Below are 18,568 nucleotides of genomic sequence, written 5' to 3' on the forward strand. Positions count from 1 at the left end.
CGCCCGGCGTCCGTCCTGGTACTGCCGGTCCCACCGTCACCCGGTGCCTGGGAGCCGCTGCGGGACGGGCGCAGGCTCGATGCATGACCACCACACTGATCACCGGAGCCAACCGCAGTCTCGGGCTCGAGACCGCACGACGTCTCATCGAGGCCGGCCACACCGTGTACGCCGGCGTGCGCGACACGTCGAGCGCCGACGAAGCCCGGGCGCTCGGCGCCCACGTCGTGCAGCTCGACGTCACCGACCAGGCATCCGTCGACCGGGCCGTCGCGGAACTCCCGGAGCTCGACGTCCTCGTGAACAACGCCGGGGTCCTCGGCACCTCCTTCGGCGTCGACGACCTGGACGCTGCGGCGATGGCGTCCGTCCTCGACACCAACGTGACCGGCGTCGTCCGGGTGACCCAGGCGGCCCTGCCGAAGCTGCGTGCCTCCGCGAACCCGGTCATCGTGAACGTCGCGTCCGGGGTGGGCTTCCCGCGGTGGCTGACGACGCCCGGCCGTGACGAGTACCCGGTGCCGGCCGTGCCCTACGCGGCGTCGAAGGCCGCGCTCGTCGCCCTCACCGTGCAGTACGCCAAGAACCTGCCCGGCTTCCGGGTGAACGCGAGCGACCCCGGGTACACGGCGACCGAGTTCAACGGCTTCGGCGGACACCAGACCGTGACGGAGGGGACCGACGCGACCGTCGCGCTCGCGCTGCTCGGAGCGGACGGGCCGACCGGGGAGTTCCACGACCGGTCCGGGCGGATCGAGTACTGACGCCGGAACGCCCGACGACGCCGGCGCGGGTCACGATGCGGTGACGGTCCTGCTCTGGACCGTGCGGACCTGTCAGGCTGCGGGCATGGGGGAACGGCGGATCGTGGCGACGGTGTTCGGGATGCTGCTCGCGGTGGGCCTGGTGACGGGTTGCGCGGACGGGAACACTCCCGCAACCGACGGGCCGACCGGAGCCACAGGAGCCGCCGGTCCCACCAGAGCGGCCGGTCCCACCGGGGCCGCCGATCCCACCGGTGCCGCGGGGACGTACGCCCCGTCGGGTGACGGAGCCGGACCCGGTGCGGACGGCCCGCCGCAGTACTCGCTGAACAAGCGGCACCACGAGCGGACGGAGCTCGGGGCAGAGGCAGCAGCCGAACTCGCCGTCGCGCGCGCGGAAGCCGACCGGCGGATCGCCGATCTGCCCGCCCCGGTGACGCTCGCCGACGTGACCGAGGTCCTGCGCGCGGTCGGCGCGGCCGACCCGTGGATCGTCGACCACGACGACCGGGTGGAGTTCGAGACACAGGTCGAGATGAGCGGGTGCCTCGTCGGGTCGGTGCAGCGCGACGGTACCGCTGAGGTGTCGGCCGCCGGCTGGGTGCTCGACGGCGGGTGCCACGCACTCGACGGGCACTGAGTCCGCAGTCCCCGCTCCGGCCCCGCCACGTCGGCGGCCAGTGCTGCGTCGGCCTATCCTTGGCGGATGCTCTCGCGACGTGAGGCCGCCGTCCGGCTCGACATCCCCCTGGAGATGGCGACCCGTCACGGCATCCCGGCCCGGCTGAGCGAGGACGACCTCGCGGCGATCGAGCAGGATCCGCCCGCCTGGCTCGTGCAGTCGCGGGCGAACCGCACCGGGAAGAAGCAGGTCTGGCAGCGCCTCGAGTGCGTCGTCTGCGGGTACTCGGAGACGGCCCGGCCGAAGAAGTGGTGGCCGGACTGGGACCACCTCATGTGCGACTACCACGCCTCGTACCAGGCGCCCGAGCCGCCGGCCGGGTTCACCCGGCACGAGGTCGAGGGCATCGGGAGTCGGTTCGTCGCACTGGTCGACGAGCGCCCCTAGCCCAGCCCCTCGACCGTTCTCGTGACCACCCACCGGTGCTTGCCGATCATCCGGTCCCGGGTGAACCCTGCCTGCTCGAACGTCGACAGCGCCCCGTGGAAGAGGAACCCGGCCGGCACCGCTCCTGCCGGCTCCGGGTAGCCCTCGACCCGTCCGCCACCCGCGGCGGCGATGAGGTCGAGCGCACCCCGCAGCGCCGTCGTCGCGACGCCCCGACGTCGGAACCCCGCGCGGGCGTAGTTGCACCCGATCCGCCAGTCGGGCAGCGTGCCGTCCTGCGTCTGGTCGTAGCGGCGGCGGTTCTTGATGTGCACGATCTCGTCCGCGGGGCCGTACTGGCACCAGCCGACGCACAGCGCCCCCTCGAAGACGAGTGCTGCGTGCGCCGTCCCCGTGAGGACCCGGGTCCGCTTGCGCTCGCGGTTGGCCGCAGCATCACGCGAGAGCCCCTCCGCGTGCATGCCGTTGCACCAGCACCCGCTCGGGTACCCGTCGCTCGACGCGCAGAGCTCCTCGAACGCGTCCCACGTCGACTCGTCGAGCGGGCGCACCGCGTACGCGGGGACGGTCGTGCGGGCGTCGTCGGCCATGGGTACCTCCTGCCCGCAACCTACCGCCGCCGCGGCCGGGTCACTCGTGCTCGGGGTCTTCCTCCGGGTTGAAGTGCGAGTCGGTCTCGGAGAACCCGGCAGCGACCCCCTCCGGGTGGTTCGGGATGGTCGCGTCGTCGCCGAGGCCGCCGGACTTGGGGGTGCCGTCCCCGTCGTTGGTGCGGTCCTCGGGGTGGCTGTTGCTGGTGTCCGACATGGCTGCTCCTTCGCGGTCGTCAATGCGTGCGCTCATCCTGCGCGCCGATGCTGGGGAGGCGCCGCGCAGGTCGGGAAGCGGCCACGGACGCAACGTGCGGCCGGAGGGTGGCCGCGACCAGGAACCGGACTGGAGGCTCGTGGCGGCGCCGCCACGGGCCTCCAGTCCGGTGCTGGGCCGTTCACGGCCGGTGGCCGCCGGTCATGCGGGTGGCGTGAGTCGGTAGACGAGTCCGGCCGCGTCGTCGGTCACGTACAGCGAGCCGTCCGAACCGGGGACGGCGTCCACGGAACGGCCCCAGCGTGAGCCGTCGGCGTCCTGGAACCCCTCGACGATCGTGTGCGGCCGCCCGAGGGTCTTCGTCGCGTCGTCCCACGCGCTGTAGGAGACGGACGGCGGCCGCGGCGGCTCGCGGTTCCACGAGCCGTGCGTCGTGATGATCGCACCGTCCCGGAACGCGGCGGGGAGCGCGCTGCCGTGGGTGAACACGAACCCGATCGGAGCGCTGTGCGCCGGCAGGCCGACCATCGTCGGCGAGACGGTCGAGCAGTCGAGGGACTTCCCGTCCGGGTTGTTCGTGGGGTCATCGACGTACCCGAGGTCGAGCAGGTCGGGCTTCCCACGGGAGTCCGGCTGGCAGAACGGCCAGCCGAGCTCCGTGCCGCGGGCGATGCGCGTCACCTGGTCGTTCGGGTGCTCGTCGACGTACGACTGGACGCGCTTGCCGTACTGCCCGGTGTCGTCGCGGAACGGGTACGGCTGGTTGTCGGCCTGGTTCACGGCGGCGAAGAGTGTGCCATCCGGGGCGAAGCCGAGCCCCTCGCCGTTCCGGACGCCCGTCGCGAGCAACGTGTCGTCGCTGCCGTCGAGTCGGACCTGCCGGATGACCGCGCGGTCCGGGTGGTCTCGTCGGTCCGAGCCGTCGCTGTTCGACGCGAAGCCGATGTCGTACGCCACGATGCCGTCGTGCACGGCGACGAACTTCCCGCCGTGGCCACCCGTCGGCAGGTCGTCCACGAGGACCGATCGGTCCGACAGCTCGCCGTTCCGGTAGTGCCACGTCACGATGCGGGTGCCCTCACCGAGGACGACGACGGTCTGGCCGTCCTGCTCGGTCACGGCGACGCCCTGCGGGTCGTCGAGTCCGGTGGCCAGCTCGTCGACCGCCGGGGCCCTCCCGTCACTCCGCGGGTCGAGGCGGAGCAGGGTGCCGCGGTCGCCGGTCGTGAGGAGCATGCTGCCGTCCGGGAGCCAGGCGGCCATGCGGGCGTCGGGGACGTCGGCCCACACCTCGGCTCGCCAGCCGCTCGGGATCCGCAGCTCGCGGCCCTGCGCCGTGCCGGCGTCGGCGCCGTCGGCGACCGTGAGGCGGACAGCGTGCAGGTCGGCGGACGGGTTGCCGGTGGTGGCGCCCGTGCTCCCGGTGCCGGTGCTGCTCGCTGCGGTGCCGCCGGCTCCGGTGCAGGCGGTCAGGGCACCGAGGAGCAGTGCTGCTGTGGTCGCGCCGAAGAGGCGCCTGGTCGAGGTCGACACACCGTGAGGCTAGGCGTCGTCGCCCCGCACCGCCGGACCCGTGCGCCCTCCGGACCACCGGGTCCGGTGTCTGGACCGTGCTCAGTCGGCGTGCCGGTCCCGCGCGTCGTCGCTGCTGGACCGGGTGCGCGCCCGGCGCTCCTCCCGCGTCTCGAGTTCGTCCTTCTTCATGGCTGGCTCAGTCGATACGTAGAGGACATCAGGTTCTTGCTCTTCGTTGTCGTGCCCGTCTGTGGTGCGCACGGCGTGGAAGCCCCGCGATTCGTAGAAGTGGCGAGCGGCGGCGTTCCGCGCGAACACCCAGAGCCGCACAGCGCCGCGCTGCTCGTCGAGCGCGTCGGCGAGGAGCAGGGAGCCGAGTCCGCTCCGACGGTGTGGGGTCGCGACGTAGAGCTGGTCGATCCAGCCCGGGCGAGCGGCGACGACACCCACGATGTGGTCGGACCGCACCGCCGCTACTCGGACCCGGTGTTCCGGCAGGAGCACCGCACTGACCCAGGCGACGTCCTCCTCGAGCGAGTGGACGACCGGCAGCCACGGCATGGCGTCCGCCTTCGCCTGCTTGATGAGCTCTGCGATCGGTCGGGCATCGGCCTGCCGCGCGTCTCGGACGGTCACGGTCGGGCGAGGCCCTGTGTTCTTCACCATGCAGCGCTGCCCCTCATGCGTTCTGTCGGTGGGCGTCCTCGGCGAGCCGTTCCAGAGTGTCCGCGTCGGTGTGCGTGGGGTCGCCGGTCCCACCGACATCGGATCCGGTGCGGGCCGCTGCGGACGATCATCCGGGCACCCGGATGATGTGCCGGACCGCAACCCACTTCCGCCGCGACCAAGGCGCTGACAGTCACATCGTCGCACGAGACGATGGGGAAACGGACAAACGTCAAGCTGCCGTTTGTGCCCCAGTTGCGGCGATAGCTTCGCGGTACGCGGCGATCTTTCGTTCCAGCGCCAGGAGATGCCGCTGCACCTCGGCTTGCCGGATGAGGACGGCCGCGTGATGCTGCTCGAGGAGCGTCAGCCGTGCAGCGTCGTCGGCGCCGGCCCGGTACGCGGCCGCGTACTCGCGCATCTCCTGCACGCTCATTCCAGTCCCGCGGAGCATCACGGTTCCGGCGAGCCAGCTCAGCGCCGCCGTGTCGTACCGCCGCCACCCATCCGGCCCACGCTCCGGAACGGGCGCGATGCCTTCCTTCTCGTAGTAGCGGATCGTGTCGACGGTGATGCCGAGCAGCTCCGCCGCGGCGCTGATCGTGACCGGCTCATCGACGTGGACCTCGGGAAGCAGCATGAGCTGAGTCTCCCACTTGACATGGTGCGCACACCAGGGCGGAGGGTCGTCATCGTCCGGGTCATCCCGGCGACGAACGGAGAACACGCATGCAGCAGATCCCTCTCGGCTCCCAGGGCCTCGTCACGTCCGCGCTCGGCCTCGGATGCATGGGCGTGAGCGCCTTCTACGGCGGCGCGACCGAAGCCGGCTCCGTCGACACCATCCGGCATGCTCTCGACCTCGGAATCACCCTGTTTGACACCGCTGAGGCGTACGGGCCGTTCGAGAACGAGAAGCTCCTCGGCCGCGTCCTCGGCACCGACCGGGACCGGGTGGTTGTCGCGTCGAAGTTCGCCACCGACTTCACTGACGACGGTAAGCCCATCGGTCTTGACGGGTCCCCGGAACACGCACGTCGCGCAATCGACCGGTCCCTCAGTCATCTCGGCACCGACCTCGTCGACCTCTGGTACCTGCACCGGGCAGACCCGAACGTGCCCATCGAGGACACCGTCGGCGCGATGGCCGAAGCCGTCACCGCCGGCAAGGCCCGCTACATCGGCGTCTCCGAGACCTCAGCCGACACCCTGCGCCGGGCGCACGCGACGTTCCCGATCACCGCGATCCAGTCCGAGTACAGCCTCTTCGAGCGGGACGCCGAGCACAACGGCGTCCTCGACACCGCATCGGAGCTCGGTATCGGCTTCGTGCCGTTCTCCCCGCTTGGTCGCGGGTTCCTCTCCGGCACCATCACTCGGAAGGACGACCTCCCCGAGGGTGACGCACGACGAAACCTCCCCCGCTTCTCCGACGAAGCGATCGACGCGAACCTGCGCGTCGTCGAAGCACTCGAAGTCATCGCCAACGAGAAGAACGTCACCACCGCGCAACTCGCCCTCGCCTGGCTGATCCAAGCCGGCACCGTCCCGATCCCCGGAACGACCAAGCCGTCGCGAGTGGAGGAGAACGTCGCCGCAGCCGACATCGTCCTCACCACACGGGACCTCGAACGCATCGAGGCGGCTTCCCCGCACGGTGTCGCGGTCGGTACCCGCAACACTGAAGCCGGGATGGCGCGCGACCGGGGCTGAGCCGCCCCAAACGCCCCGCAGCACCAGTCAGTGCAGCGGGGCGTTTTCGTGTCCGATAGCCGATCCTCTGCCGGACGCCGTCGTACGCTGTCCTGGTGGTGAGCGTGATCATCCTCGTGATGGCCGAGTACATGGTCGACGATTCCCCGCTGTGGTACCGCGGATCGCGGTCGAGTGAACACTCCGGCGCCGCGGAAGCCACGAGCCTCGGACTGAGCACGTCCCTCCGGCGCGACCTGCAGGCGTGGAACGACGTCTTCGAGCAGGCGTGGGACGCCGTCTTTGACGACCGTGACGAGTCCCGCCCTGTCCCGTCGCCTTCGGTGTCCCCTGAGGTGTTGGCCGCCCACAGGGTCGAGGCATTCACCCTCGCGAGCCGCGTTCAGCTCGAGCTCGGTGACGACACGCACGTCTGGTGCGGCGCAGGCGAAGGCATCGACATGTTGACCGAGTCGGGGACGGCCGTGGTACTGCCGAGCAGACGACCAGGGACAGAGGTCGAGTTTTTGCATGACGGGAAGCGCGACGTCAGATCGGCTCGTGCTGCGGGCGCCCGTGAGGGAACAGCCAAAGCACTCGTTCACTGGCGTTCCCTCACCGAACGAGTCGGGACGCCGTTCGGCGACGCTGAGACCCGCGTCCTTGGACTTCAAACTGCCGGGCGCTTGCAGAGCGATGTCGGGCCGCACGCCCAGGTCATCTTCTACGCCGGCGCGTCAGCGCCGTACCACCCCGACCAATTCGACTGAAATCGTCACTGTCCGTAAGCCGATCGTCATTGGGACGCTTCAAGCTCCTGTGGGTCGATACTGCATGAGGGGCTTGTCGGGGTAGTCGCGCAGCACGAGCGCGGTGCTGACGGGTCCGAATCGGGCGAGTGAGTCGACCACCTGTTCGAGCCGACCGGCGTCGCCGCAATGGACGTCGAGGATGAGGCAGTCCTCGCCGGTCACGCGACGGGTGGAGGTGACCTCGTCGGTGCGCGCTGCGAGTTGCAGCGCTGCGCCGAGGTGCGCGTGGGTCGTCCGAAGGCGGACGACTGCGTGGATGTTGAGGCCGACGGCGGCCGGGTCGACGGTGGCGCGGTAGCCGGTGATGATGCCCTGCCGCTCGAGGCGGAGGATCCGAGCGCTGGCCGCGGGCTGCGACAGGCCGACCCGTCGTCCCACCTCCGCGCCGCTGAGGCGGCCGTCGGTTTGCAGGAGGGCGAGGATCTTCCGGTCGGTTTGGTCGAGCGGTTCCATCGTGTGCAGTGCCTTCCGCTTCGTGATCACTCGCAGGCGGACCGTCCGTGCGATGCCTTCCATCATGCTGGCTCGGGTGAGCTCCTCCGACTGGCGGCAGGAGAACGGAAGCAGGGGTGTCAGGTGATCGGACGCGTGATCGTTCCCGGGATCGGCGGATCCGACGGGACGCACTGGCAGACGCTGTGGCAGCAGCAGTGGGGCGCGGACGCGGTCCGCATCGACCCGGGGTCGTGGTCGCAGCCTGATCTCGATGACTGGGTCGCTGCAGTGGACCGGGCCGTGCATCTCCTCTCCCCACGGGTCGACGGGATCGCGTTGGTCGGGCACAGTCTCGGGTGTTGGGCGGTGGCTGAGTGGCTGCTGCGCACACCAGTTCGAGTCCCGATCGCCGCGTTCCTCGTGGCACCGCCAGACCCGACGGGTGATGTGTTCCCGTCCGAGGACGCTTCGACGTTCGTCACGCTGCAGGCGAGAAGGTTGCCTGTCCCCAGCATGGTGGTGGCGAGCACAAATGACCCGTACTGCGAACTTCGGGTCGCCGAGCAGCTGGCGGCTGCTTGGGGAAGTGATCTCGTTCAGGTCGAGCGGGCCGGGCACATCAACTCAGCCAGCAAGCTCGGAGGGTGGCCGATAGGCCGGGAAGCTCTCGAGCGAATTGAAGACCGCGTGCTCGCGGCCTGAAAGCCGAGAGAGCACCGTCCCGATAGTGGGTCCGCCAGTGAGCATCGCGGTACTTGCGGGGGCTTCGGACTCTTACGGCCCTGCTCTGGAGAGAAGCCTGTCTCACATAGGTGGTCCGCGGACTATCTCAGTTCACGCACGCTATACGGACGCCTCCCGGCGCACGAGGGCTGAGCCGGGCACTAGGCGACGTGGCTGTCCGCGCTGCCAAACAACCTGTCCAACTCCGTATTGCAGGACACGTTACGTGGCAGTAGGACAAGTTAGCTGGCGGACGACAACAGGAGCACTACTGCGGCATGTCGACGAACCGCGAGAACATCCCGTGGAACGCCACCGTGATCGTGTCCGTCGGCCCGTTGCGGTGCTTCGCCACGATGAGGTCGGCCTCACCCTGCCGCGGGTTGTCCTTCTCGTACGCCGACTCACGGTGCAGCAGGATGACCATGTCGGCGTCCTGCTCGATCGACCCGGACTCACGCAGGTCGGAGATCATCGGCTTCTTGTCGGCGCGCTGCTCGGGCCCACGGTTCAGCTGCGACAGCGCGATGACCGGCACACCGAGCTCCTTCGCCATGAGCTTGAGGGCACGAGAGAACTCGGAGACCTCTTGCTGACGGGACTCGACGCGCTTGCCCGAGGTCATCAGCTGCAGGTAGTCGATGACGACCAGCTTGAGGTTGTGCTGCTGCTTCAGACGGCGGCACTTCGCCCGGATCTCGACGAGCGTCATGTTGGGGGAGTCGTCGATGAAGAACGGGGCGTCGTTGATCCGCCCGCGGGTCTGCGCGATGGTCGTCCAGTCGCGGGAGTCGACGGTGCCCTTGCGCATGTTCTGCAGCGGCACGCTGGACTCGGCGGAGAGCAGACGCATGGCGATCTCGGCGCGCCCCATCTCGAGCGAGAAGAACGCGGCGGTCTGGTTGTGCTTGAGTGCGGCCGCTCGGCACAGGTCGAGCGCGAGGGTCGACTTGCCGAGTGCGGGTCGTGCGGCGACGATGATGAGCTGACCGGGGTGGAAGCCGTTCGTCAGGCCGTCGAGGCCGCTGAACCCGGTCGGCACGCCGGTCATCTGCCCGTCGCGACCCTTCGCGGCCTCGATCTCGTCGATGGCGGCACCGATCGCGTCGGTGAGCGGGACGTAGTCCTCGGTCTGGACCCCGCCGGCGACGTTGTAGACCTCGGCCTGGGCACTGTTGACGAGGTCGGTGACCTCTCCCTCGGAGGCGTAGCCCATCTGCACGATGCGGGTGCCGGCGTCGACGAGACGCCGGAGCACGGCCTTCTCGGCGACGATCGCGGCGTAGTAGCCCGCGTTGGCCGCGGTCGGCACCATGCTCGTCACGCTGTGCAGGTACTCGGCCCCGCCGGCACGGGAGAGCAGACCGGTCTTCGTCAGCTCGTCGGTGACCGCGATGACGTCGGTCGGCTCGCCGTGGGAGTACAGCGAGAGGATCGCGTCGAAGATGACCTCGTGCTTGGGGATGTAGAAGTCCACCCCGCGCGCGGTCTCGATGACGTCGGCGACGGCGTCCTTGGACAGCAGCATGCCGCCGATGGTCGACTGCTCGGCGAGGAGGTCGTGCGGCGGCGTCCGCTCCATGCCACCACGGTCTGCGACGTCGCGGGGGGACGGATCGAGATGCGCGATCGACACACGGACTCCTGTCGTTGGAACGGCACGAGCCCCTGCTCGCACTGAAGGTCTACCCCGAGCGACCGACATCAGCGAGTCGCTGGGCCACCGTACGGGGACAGAGTTATCCCCACAAACGGACCCTGTGGATAACTTTGTGGAGAGGCTGCGGAACACGCCGGGGTGCCGTGTGGAGAACTGTGGAGAGAGATGTGGACAACACCACCCTCGAACACAGTTTCGACCGCGCGACCTGGGGTTTTCTCTTCCACACCGTGTGTGGAGAAGTGGGGTTCAAGTCCCCATTGAAGGTTGGCGAATCGGTCGTTTCGGGTGTGTAAAACCAGTTGACAAACCGGAACCTGAGGACAACGTTCTCACGCCCCTCCCAGGTTCACGGCAGCCGCCTGAACGGTAACCAGCCAGGCGTGAACAGCCGGCCGAGGGGACGACGACGGGCGGGCCTCCCGGAGGAGACCCGCCCGTCGTGAGCGGTGTTCGCGGCCTTACTTGGCGGCGACGACCTTGAGGGAGATCACCGCGGTGATGTCCTCGCGCAGACGCACGGTGGCCTCGTGGTCACCGACGGTCTTGATGGTCGCGGGGACCTCGACCTTGCGCTTGTCGAGCGAGCCGACGCCCTGCGCCTCGACCGCAGCGGCGACGTCCGCCGGGCGGACCGAGCCGAACAGGCGGCCGTCCTTGCCGGCCTTGACCGACAGCTGGATGGTGGCGTTCTCGAGCTTCATCTTGAGGTCCTGGGCCTCTTCGATGGTGGCGAGCTCGCGAGCGGTGCGCGCGGCGCGGATCGACTCGACCTGCTTCTCGCCGCCCTTGGACCACGCGACAGCGAAGCCCTGGGGGATGAGGTAGTTGCGGGCGTAGCCGTTCTTGACGTCGACGACGTCACCGGCGGAACCGAGGCCGGAGACCTCGTGGGTGAGGATGAGCTTCGACATGGGAGATCCTCCGATCAGCGGCCGGAGCCGGCGTAGGGGAGGAGCGCCATCTCACGGGCGTTCTTCACGGCACGGGCGATGAGGCGCTGCTCCTGGACGGAGACGCCGGTGATGCGACGGGCGCGGATCTTGCCACGCTCGGAGATGAACTTGCGAAGGGTCGCGACGTCCTTGTAGTCGATGACGCCGACCTTGATCGACTTCGCGGGAGCGGCGTTCTTGCCACCCTTGCCGCGAGGCTTCCGGCGGTCGCCGGTGCTCTTTCCAGCCATTGTTTTTCCTTAGAGATGAAGAAGTTGTGTCCGGTGGACCGGAGGGATCAGAACGGGGTCTCGTCGTCGTACGAGCCGCCGGGCGTCGACCACACGTCGTTCGACTGTGCGTTGCCGCCGCCCTGCTGGCCGCCCTGGGGGGACCAGGGCGCGTCCGACTGCCCGCCACCGTTGTTCCAGTTGCCGCCGCCGTTGCCGCCAGCGTTGCCGCCGCCGACCTGGCCACGACCGCCGCCGTTGCCACCCGAAGCACGGGTGACCTGCGCGGTCGCGTAGCGGAGCGAGGGGCCGATCTCGTCGACCTCGAGCTCGATGCTCGTGCGCTGCTGGCCCTCACGGTCCTGGTACGAGCGCTGACGCAGACGACCCTGCGCGATGACGCGCGAGCCCTTCGTCAGCGAGCCCGCCACGTGCTCGGCGAACTCGCGCCACACGCTCGCACGGAGGAACAGCGCGTCGCCGTCCTTCCACTCGTTCGCCTGACGGTCGAACGTGCGAGGGGTGGAGGCGATGGTGAAGTTCGCCACCGCGAGCCCGTTCTGCGTGTAGCGCAGCTCGGGGTCCGCGGTGAGGTTGCCCACCACCGTGATGACGGTTTCGCCGGCCATGACTTACTCGGCGCTCGCGGTCGCGTTCGCGGCCTTGCGGGCCGCGCGGGCCTCGTCGCGCTGCTTCTGGGCGGCGACCTGAGCGATCGCCTCCTCGGCGCGGAGGACCTTCGTGCGGAGGACGGCCTCGGAGAGACCGAGCTGACGGTCGAGCTCCTTGGCGGCCTCGGGGGAGGACGTGAAGTCGACGACGGCGTAGATGCCCTCGGACTTCTTCGCGATCTCGTAGGCGAGACGACGACGGCCCCAGACGTCCACGTTGTCGACGGTCCCACCGTCGTTGCGGATCACGGCCAGGAACTTGTCCAGGCTGGGAGCGACGGTGCGCTCGTCGATCTCGGGGTCGAGGATCGCCATCAGTTCGTACTGGTGCATGCGGAACCCACCTCCTTTGGTCTCGGCGGCTCCGGGCGGTTCCCGGAGCAGGAGGGTTGATGCATGTGTCGTGCGCGAACGCGCAGAGGACAACCCGGGTAGCCTACCCGACCGCCTGGAGGCGCGCCACCACCTGTGGAAGACACCCCGGGCCTCCAGGCAGTCACCCTGGGCGCGGGGCGCTCCCCGTGGTGCGGACGCTCAGTCGGCGTCGCGTGCCGCCCACCAGGCGCGCAGGCGCGCCTCGGCCTCGTCGGCACCGAGCGGCCCCTCGTCCATCCGGGTCTCGAGCAGGAAGCGGTACGCCTCGCCGACCGCGCGGCCGGGGGCGATGTCGAGGATCCGCATGATGTCGTCACCGGTGAGGTCGGGACGGATCGAGTCGAGTTCCTCTTGTTCCGCCAGGGCCGCGATGCGGTCCTCGAGGTCGTCGTACGCGAAGCCGAGGCGGTCCGCCTTGCGACGGTTCCGCGTGGTCACGTCCGAGCGGGTGAGCTCGTGGAGCCGCTCCAGCTCCGGACCGGCGTCGCGGACGTAGCGACGGACGGCCGAGTCGGTCCAGGCGCCGTCGGTGTAGCCGAAGAAGCGCAGGTGCAGCTCGATGAGCCGGGCCACGGAGGCGATCGTGTCGTTGTCGAACCGCAGGGCACGGAGCCGCTTCTTCGCCAGCTTCGACCCGACGAGGTCGTGGTGGTGGAAGCTCACCGCACCGCCGGGCTCCAGCTTCCGGGTCGCGGGCTTGCCGATGTCGTGCAGGAGTGCCGCGAGCCGGAGCACGGTGTCCGGGGCCTCGCCGGGGTGGCGCTCGGCCTCGTACCCGATGGCCTGGGTCAGCACCGTGAGCGAGTGCTCGTACACGTCCTTGTGGTGGTGGTGCTCGTCGATCTCGAGCTTCATCGCGGGCAGCTCGGGCAGGAAGCGCTCGGCGAGCCCGGTGTCCACGAGCAGCCGGAGACCGGGCACCGGGTCGGCGGTGTTCAGCAGCTTGACGAGTTCCTCGCGCACGCGCTCCGCGGAGACGATCTCGATCGAGTCGGCGAGCTCGGCCATCGCGTCGCGGACGTCGTCCGACACGGTGAACCCGAGCTGCGAGGTGAAGCGCGCCGCCCGCATCATCCGCAGGGGGTCGTCGCGGAACGACACCGTCGCCTGCTGCGGGGTGCGGAGGCGCCCGGCGAGGAGGTCCTCGACGCCGCCGTGCACGTCCACGAGCTCGCGCTGGGGGAGGCGGAGCGCCATCGCGTTCACCGTGAAGTCACGGCGGAGCAGGTCGTCCTCGATGGTCTCGCCGAACGCGACCTCGGGTTTGCGGGTCTCGCCGTCGTAGACGTCGCTGCGGTACGTCGTGATCTCGACCTGTTCGTCGTGCACCCGTGCGGCGATGGTGCCGAACTGGCGGCCGACGTCCCACGTGGCGCTCGCGATCGGCTCGACGATGCGGAGCACGTCGTCCGGGGTGGCGTCCGTGGTGAAGTCGAGGTCCGTGACCGGACGTCCGAGGAACGCGTCGCGGACCGGTCCGCCGACGAGGGCGAGCTCGTGTCCGGCGTCGGCGAACGCCCGCGCGAGGGTGGCCACGGGGAGGGTTTCGGCGAGTGCGTCGAGTCGCTCGACGGCCTGGGCAACGGACTGCATGACGGACCAATCCTCCCAGATCGTGCCGACGAGTTCTCCACAGCGTGCGCGCGCACGGGCGGTGTTCATGGTGGGGCCTCATACACTCGTGCACGGTCCTGGTCGATCCCCCGGACACTCCTCTATGCAGCCCTTCCGCACCATGTTCGCCGCAGCAGCGTCGACCCTCGTCGCGCTCGGCCTCGTCGTGGCGCCCGTCGCCGCCCCGTCCGCGAGCGCCCTGACGACCGCGTCGGGGGTGTCGACCTCGGCGGCCGATCCCGCCTCCGGTGCCGAGGGCGGGACCACCGTCACGGTGGCCCCGGCGAACCGCGGGATCGTGCACCGCGACGAGGACCTGACGCTCTCGGTCACCGTGACGAACGACACCGACCAGCAGCTCCCGGCAGGGACGGCCGAGCTCGACATCTCCCGCGTGGTGAGCTCGCGCGACCAGCTCTCCGACTGGCTCGACGACACCAGCATGAACGGTTACCCCGGGGCTCCGATGGACACCGTGGACGTCCCGGCCGTCCCGGCGCACCGAGCGGTCACCCTGCGCTCGGTCAAGATCGTCCCCGGCAACGTCGGTCTCGGAGGCTACGGGTCGTTCGGTCCGCGACGGATCGCAGCGGTCTACAGCGCGGGCGAGACCACTGCCATCGCCCGCTCCGCCATCACCTGGGACCCAGCCTCGGCCGAGACGTCGGTGGGCGTCACCCCGGTCGGGGTCTCGGTCGCGATGCCGATCACCCTGCCGCACTCGTCGACCATGTTCGTCGGCGCCGACGAACTCGCCGCCGCGACCGCCGTCGACGGGACCCTGACGCAGCAACTCCGCGCTGCCGAGGGCCACAACGTCGCGGTCGGCATCGACCCGCGCATCATCGCGTCGATCCGGGTCCTGGGCCAGAACGCGCCGTCGAGCGCCATCGCCTGGTTGCAGGACCTCGAGGGCATCCGCAACGAGACCTTCGCGCTCCCCTGGGCCGACGCCGACGTCACGGGGCTCCGGCAGGCAGGTGCGGACGGGATCCTCGCGCCGATCTCGCTCGACCCGGGCATCGACCCGCAGAACTTCCCCGGTGCCTCCACCCCGTCCCCGACCCCCTCGACGACCACCCCGACGGACGCGCCCGCCACCGCGACGCCGGGCGACACCGCGACCGACACCCCGACGGACGGGCCCACCGGAGCAGCCGACGGCACCGACCCGGACAGCACCGAGGTCCTCCCCACGACCTCGTCGCTGCTCGACTTCGACTACTCGATGGACGACGTCGCGTGGCCGGTCGAGGGCACGGTCTCCCAGGGTGACCTCCCGGCACTCCGGGCAGCCGGCACCACGACGACGATCGTCGCGAGCGGGAACACCTCCGCCGGGGCGGACACCACCATCCCCGCGTCCGAGCGCATCGGCTCCGACAAGGTGCTCGTCGCCGACCAGGCGATGTCGTCGCTCCTGCGCCAGGCGGCCACCGCGTCCGACCAGCGCACCTGGGACACGGCGATGTCCGAACTCACCGCGACGCTCGCCAGCGCGGCCCGCGCCGGCACCGCGACGTCCCCGGTCCTCCTCACCCTCGGGCGGGACTGGCCGTCGGACTCCACGCGGCTGTCGCAGGCCCTCGACGCGCTCGAGAGCACCCCCTGGGCCGCCCCGACCGACCTGTCGTCGACGGCAGCGGCGACCCCCGGTTCGCTGACGTTGACCAAGGCGTCGGACGGAGACGCCCGCATCGACCGCCTCGAGCAGCTGGTCCGCGCGTCTGACTCGCTCACCGACTTCTCGACGGCACTCGACACCCCGGAGGACGTCACCGCGCCGGCTCGTCTCCAGCTCCTGGCCCTCGCCTCAAACTCGTGGCGGACGGACGACGACGCCCTCGACGCGGCGATCACGAACCGTGTGGCGAGTTGGGCGAGGACGACCGACTCGGTGACGATCACGGACTCGAGCAGCCTCACGCTGCTGGGGGACCGGTCGTCCCTGCCGATCTCGATCCGGAACGAGTCGAAGTACCCGGTGACCGTGCGGCTCTCCGTGCAGCCGTCGAACTCGGCGCTCCGCGTCGTCCGCAACGACATCGAGGTGAAGGTCCAGAGCGACTCCTCGACGCGCACCACGGTCCCGGTGCAGTCGGTGGCGAACGGCAAGGTGTCGCTCACCCTCGTGCTGACGACCCCCACCGGACAGACCATCGCGCAGCCGGCCACGGTCGAGCTGAACGTGCAGGCGCAGTGGGAGACCGTCATCACGGCGGCCGCCGGCATCGCGCTCGTGGCGATCTTCGGCTTCGGCATCTTCCGGAGCATCCGCAAGCGTGCACGTCGTCGCCGCGGTGAAGCGGACGACGAGGACGACGACCCGAACCGCCCGCTCGCCGAGCAGCCGGGCCAGCCCGGTCCGTCGGGTGGGGCGCGTCAGCCAGGTCAGGCCGTTCCGGCAGTCCAGCCGGGCAGGTCGGGTCAGCCGGGAGGCGCGGTGCCCGTCCGCCACGCCGCCGCCGGCACACGGGCTGCCACCGTCGCAGGGCCCCCCGACGGAGCGCGGGGGAGCAGCGTCGGCCAGGCCGGCCCGTCGGCGTCCGCCGCGGGCGGCGTCAGCCAGGCCGGCCCGTCGGCCGCTGCGTCGGCCGCTGCCTCGGCCGTCACCTCGAGCGCCGTCCCGACCGGGACGGCGCCGCACCGTGGCGACGTGGATCCCCGTGACGTGAGCCGCCGTGACGGAGGCGAGACCCGCCTCCAGGCCGGCGCCCGGGAGGGCGACGATCCGTGGGAGGACGACGCGAGCCTGCCGAACGACCGGACCACCGACCAGCCCGCACCCCAGGAGCCCCTCATCAGCACCACCCAGCCGCAGCCCGTCGTCGACGCCGAACCGGTCGCCGAGCGGAGCCTCGGACGAGCGAGCGCGATGCTCGCAGCCGGGACGATGGTGTCGCGCGTCCTGGGGTTCGCGAAGACGATCATCCTGGCCTACGCGATCGGTCAGCAGGGATCGGTCGCGGCCGACGCCTTCGCGGTGTCGAACCAGCTGCCGAACAACATCTACGCGCTCATCGCCGGCGGCCTCCTCTCCGCCGTGCTCATCCCGCAGATCGTCCGGTCGATGCAGCAGCACATCGACGGCGGCACCGCGTACGTCAACAAGATCGTGACGCTCGGCGGATCGGTGTTCGTGGTCATCACGATCATCGCCACCGCCCTGGCGCCGCTCCTCGTCCGCGTCTACAGCATCCAGGGCGGCGACGGATCGAAGGGCTTCAGTGCCGCTCAGACGGACCTCGCCGTGGCGTTCGCGTTCTGGTGCCTGCCGCAGATCCTCTTCTACGCGATGTACTCGCTCCTCGGCGAGGTCCTCAACGCCAAGCAGGTGTTCGGACCCTTCACATGGGCGCCCCTCATCAACAACGTGATCGCGGTCGGCGGCCTCATCGTCTTCATGGCGCTCTTCGGGGACCGCTCGGTGAACGCCGGCCTCGACGACTGGACGCCGGCGAAGATCGCGGTGCTCGCGGGCAGCGCCTCGTTCGGCGTCGTCGCGCAGGCCGCCTTCCTGCCGTTCTTCTGGCGTCGTGCCGGTCTGACCTACCGCCCGGACTTCCGGTGGCGGGGAGTCGGCCTCAAGGCGACGGGGACCGCTGCCGGGTGGCTCTTCGCGATGATCCTCGTCACGCAGCTCGCCGGCCTCGTCCAGTCGCGGGTCTCGTCCCTCGGGACCGGGGCCGCGGGCAACGCGGTGCTGCAGAACGCCTGGCTGCTGTTCATGCTTCCGCACTCGATCATCACCGTGTCGATCGCGACCGCGTACTTCACGCGGATGAGCCACGACGCCGAGCGCGGCGACCTCGACGCCGTCCGTCGGAACCTGTCCCTCAGCCTGCGGATCGTCGGGCTCTTCACCGTGTTCGCCTCCGTGGCGCTCATGGTGGTGTCGGTGCCGTTCGGCCGGATCTTCGCGAGCACGTTCGACGGTGCCCTGTCGATCGGTGCCGTGCTCCTCGCCTACATGCCCGGGCTCGTCCTGTTCAGCATGCTGTTCGTGATCCAGCGGGTGTTCTGGGCGCTGCACGACCACCGCACGCCGTTCCTGATGCAGTGCGTCCAGTCGGTGCTCTTCGTGATCGGTGCCCTGGCGGTGTCGCTGCTCCCCGGCGAGGCCATCGGGTTCTCGATCGCGGCGTGCACGACGCTCGCCGGCTCGGCCCAGACCGTCCTCGCACTCGTCCTCGTGTCCCGGCGGCTCAAGGGCATGGAGGGCGCGAACGTGACCCGGTCGCACCTGCAGTTCGTCGTCGCCGCGCTCGTGGCGGGAGCGGTCGGCCTGGTGGTCGTCTGGTTCTTCGGTGCGTTCAGCGCCGGCGGCTTCGCGATGTCCGACGCGACCGGTGCGGTCCTGACGATCGTCCTGACCGGCGTCGTGATGGCGCTGGTCTACTTCGGTGTGCTGGCGCTCGCGCGGAACCAGGAGATCCGCGGGGCGGTCGACATCGTGCGTGCTCGCCTCGGCCGCTGACCGGTCGGGCGCTGACCCGTCGACCGCGGCCCGTCGGCCGCTGGCCGCGCTGCACGGGTGCCGTGGAATGTCGCGCCGGTAGCATGTGTTGACCCGGTCAGCACTCAACGGAAGGGCAGCGAG

The 18,568-nt window shown here is 70.1% G+C and carries 19 protein-coding genes; 7 read left to right on the plus strand and 12 right to left on the minus strand.

Annotated features, from left to right (window positions below; all coding sequences use genetic code 11):
* Positions 1–83: 83 nt before the first annotated feature.
* The 3 genes from ABC270_RS01465 (at position 84) to ABC270_RS01475 (ending at position 1,833) form a co-directional block, all read left to right on the plus strand.
* Positions 84–764 carry an SDR family NAD(P)-dependent oxidoreductase gene (locus ABC270_RS01465; protein WP_412879159.1) on the plus strand — a complete coding sequence of 227 codons (681 nt, stop codon included), beginning with the start codon at positions 84–86 and terminating at the stop codon, positions 762–764.
* An 85-nt stretch (positions 765–849) separates the two neighbouring features.
* The gene (locus tag ABC270_RS01470; protein WP_412879160.1) at positions 850–1,404 is read left to right on the plus strand and encodes a hypothetical protein; all 555 of its coding nucleotides are present in this window, start codon (positions 850–852) and stop codon (positions 1,402–1,404) included.
* A gap of 66 nt (positions 1,405–1,470) precedes the next feature.
* Entirely contained in the window at positions 1,471–1,833 is a 363-nt protein-coding gene (locus ABC270_RS01475) for a hypothetical protein (RefSeq protein WP_412879161.1), read from the plus strand.
* On the opposite strand, the gene ABC270_RS01480 is transcribed toward ABC270_RS01475, so the two are convergent.
* The 5 genes from ABC270_RS01480 to ABC270_RS01500 all read right to left on the minus strand — a co-directional run bounded on the left by ABC270_RS01480 (position 1,830) and on the right by ABC270_RS01500 (position 5,548).
* Entirely contained in the window at positions 1,830–2,423 is a 594-nt protein-coding gene (locus ABC270_RS01480) for a GNAT family N-acetyltransferase (RefSeq protein WP_412879162.1), read from the minus strand. The genes ABC270_RS01475 and ABC270_RS01480 overlap by 4 nt on opposite strands.
* A 40-nt stretch (positions 2,424–2,463) precedes the next feature.
* Positions 2,464–2,640, minus strand: coding sequence for a hypothetical protein (locus tag ABC270_RS01485; RefSeq protein ID WP_412879163.1), 177 nt, complete (start codon positions 2,638–2,640; stop codon positions 2,464–2,466).
* A gap of 201 nt (positions 2,641–2,841) precedes the next feature.
* On the minus strand, positions 2,842–4,173 hold the full coding sequence (locus ABC270_RS01490; protein ID WP_412879164.1) for a PQQ-dependent sugar dehydrogenase: 1,332 nt from the start codon (positions 4,171–4,173) through the stop codon (positions 2,842–2,844).
* 81 nt (positions 4,174–4,254) lie between these two features.
* Positions 4,255–4,821, minus strand: a complete 567-nt coding sequence (locus ABC270_RS01495; RefSeq protein ID WP_412879165.1) for a GNAT family N-acetyltransferase — start codon at positions 4,819–4,821, stop codon at positions 4,255–4,257.
* Positions 4,822–5,053: 232 nt separating this feature from the next.
* Positions 5,054–5,548: a MerR family transcriptional regulator gene (locus tag ABC270_RS01500; protein WP_412879166.1), complete on the minus strand. Its 495-nt coding sequence runs from the start codon at positions 5,546–5,548 to the stop codon at positions 5,054–5,056.
* Between the two features lie 2 nt (positions 5,549–5,550).
* Here ABC270_RS01500 and ABC270_RS01505 point away from each other — a divergent pair, with 2 nt between their 5' ends.
* On the plus strand, positions 5,551–6,534 hold the full coding sequence (locus ABC270_RS01505) for an aldo/keto reductase (protein ID WP_412879167.1): 984 nt from the start codon (positions 5,551–5,553) through the stop codon (positions 6,532–6,534).
* 98 nt (positions 6,535–6,632) lie between these two features.
* Positions 6,633–7,283, plus strand: coding sequence for a hypothetical protein (locus ABC270_RS01510; RefSeq protein ID WP_412879168.1), 651 nt, complete (start codon positions 6,633–6,635; stop codon positions 7,281–7,283).
* 39 nt (positions 7,284–7,322) lie between these two features.
* Here the strand turns inward: ABC270_RS01510 and ABC270_RS01515 are convergent, their stop codons facing one another.
* Positions 7,323–7,844, minus strand: a complete 522-nt coding sequence (locus ABC270_RS01515) for an Lrp/AsnC family transcriptional regulator (protein WP_412879169.1) — start codon at positions 7,842–7,844, stop codon at positions 7,323–7,325.
* Between the two features lie 57 nt (positions 7,845–7,901).
* Here ABC270_RS01515 and ABC270_RS01520 point away from each other — a divergent pair, with 57 nt between their 5' ends.
* Positions 7,902–8,462, plus strand: coding sequence for an RBBP9/YdeN family alpha/beta hydrolase (locus ABC270_RS01520; RefSeq protein WP_412879170.1), 561 nt, complete (start codon positions 7,902–7,904; stop codon positions 8,460–8,462).
* 289 nt (positions 8,463–8,751) lie between these two features.
* Here the strand turns inward: ABC270_RS01520 and dnaB are convergent, their stop codons facing one another.
* The 6 genes from dnaB to ABC270_RS01550 form a co-directional block, all read right to left on the minus strand.
* Positions 8,752–10,065: a replicative DNA helicase gene (gene dnaB, locus ABC270_RS01525; RefSeq protein ID WP_152998015.1), complete on the minus strand. Its 1,314-nt coding sequence runs from the start codon at positions 10,063–10,065 to the stop codon at positions 8,752–8,754.
* Positions 10,066–10,604: 539 nt separating this feature from the next.
* Positions 10,605–11,057: a 50S ribosomal protein L9 gene (gene rplI, locus ABC270_RS01530; RefSeq protein WP_290133388.1), complete on the minus strand. Its 453-nt coding sequence runs from the start codon at positions 11,055–11,057 to the stop codon at positions 10,605–10,607.
* 14 nt (positions 11,058–11,071) lie between these two features.
* Complete coding sequence (gene rpsR, locus ABC270_RS01535; RefSeq protein WP_017887834.1) at positions 11,072–11,329, minus strand: 30S ribosomal protein S18; 258 nt, start codon at positions 11,327–11,329, stop codon at positions 11,072–11,074.
* Between the two features lie 47 nt (positions 11,330–11,376).
* Positions 11,377–11,937: a single-stranded DNA-binding protein gene (locus ABC270_RS01540; RefSeq protein ID WP_412879171.1), complete on the minus strand. Its 561-nt coding sequence runs from the start codon at positions 11,935–11,937 to the stop codon at positions 11,377–11,379.
* A gap of 3 nt (positions 11,938–11,940) precedes the next feature.
* Positions 11,941–12,312, minus strand: coding sequence for a 30S ribosomal protein S6 (rpsF, locus tag ABC270_RS01545; protein WP_058724526.1), 372 nt, complete (start codon positions 12,310–12,312; stop codon positions 11,941–11,943).
* Positions 12,313–12,513: 201 nt separating this feature from the next.
* Entirely contained in the window at positions 12,514–13,947 is a 1,434-nt protein-coding gene (locus ABC270_RS01550) for a CCA tRNA nucleotidyltransferase (protein WP_412879172.1), read from the minus strand.
* 124 nt (positions 13,948–14,071) lie between these two features.
* Here ABC270_RS01550 and ABC270_RS01555 point away from each other — a divergent pair, with 124 nt between their 5' ends.
* On the plus strand, positions 14,072–18,445 hold the full coding sequence (locus ABC270_RS01555; protein ID WP_412879173.1) for a DUF6049 family protein: 4,374 nt from the start codon (positions 14,072–14,074) through the stop codon (positions 18,443–18,445).
* The last annotated feature ends 123 nt before the right edge of the window (positions 18,446–18,568 follow it).

The organism is Curtobacterium phoenicis, assembly GCF_047238015.1.
GTDB lineage: Bacteria > Actinomycetota > Actinomycetes > Actinomycetales > Microbacteriaceae > Curtobacterium.

Coding starts and splice junctions, on each gene's coding strand:
- ABC270_RS01465 (WP_412879159.1), top strand. CDS start 84: ATGACCACCACACTGATCACCGGAGCCAACCGCAGTCTCGGGCTCGAG.
- ABC270_RS01470 (WP_412879160.1), top strand. CDS start 850: ATGGGGGAACGGCGGATCGTGGCGACGGTGTTCGGGATGCTGCTCGCG.
- ABC270_RS01475 (WP_412879161.1), top strand. CDS start 1,471: ATGCTCTCGCGACGTGAGGCCGCCGTCCGGCTCGACATCCCCCTGGAG.
- ABC270_RS01480 (WP_412879162.1), bottom strand. CDS start 2,423: ATGGCCGACGACGCCCGCACGACCGTCCCCGCGTACGCGGTGCGCCCG.
- ABC270_RS01485 (WP_412879163.1), bottom strand. CDS start 2,640: ATGTCGGACACCAGCAACAGCCACCCCGAGGACCGCACCAACGACGGG.
- ABC270_RS01495 (WP_412879165.1), bottom strand. CDS start 4,821: ATGGTGAAGAACACAGGGCCTCGCCCGACCGTGACCGTCCGAGACGCG.
- ABC270_RS01505 (WP_412879167.1), top strand. CDS start 5,551: ATGCAGCAGATCCCTCTCGGCTCCCAGGGCCTCGTCACGTCCGCGCTC.
- ABC270_RS01515 (WP_412879169.1), bottom strand. CDS start 7,844: ATGATGGAAGGCATCGCACGGACGGTCCGCCTGCGAGTGATCACGAAG.
- dnaB (WP_152998015.1), bottom strand. CDS start 10,065: ATGGAGCGGACGCCGCCGCACGACCTCCTCGCCGAGCAGTCGACCATC.
- rplI (WP_290133388.1), bottom strand. CDS start 11,057: ATGTCGAAGCTCATCCTCACCCACGAGGTCTCCGGCCTCGGTTCCGCC.
- rpsR (WP_017887834.1), bottom strand. CDS start 11,329: ATGGCTGGAAAGAGCACCGGCGACCGCCGGAAGCCTCGCGGCAAGGGT.
- ABC270_RS01540 (WP_412879171.1), bottom strand. CDS start 11,937: ATGGCCGGCGAAACCGTCATCACGGTGGTGGGCAACCTCACCGCGGAC.
- rpsF (WP_058724526.1), bottom strand. CDS start 12,312: ATGCACCAGTACGAACTGATGGCGATCCTCGACCCCGAGATCGACGAG.
- ABC270_RS01550 (WP_412879172.1), bottom strand. CDS start 13,947: ATGCAGTCCGTTGCCCAGGCCGTCGAGCGACTCGACGCACTCGCCGAA.
- ABC270_RS01555 (WP_412879173.1), top strand. CDS start 14,072: ATGCAGCCCTTCCGCACCATGTTCGCCGCAGCAGCGTCGACCCTCGTC.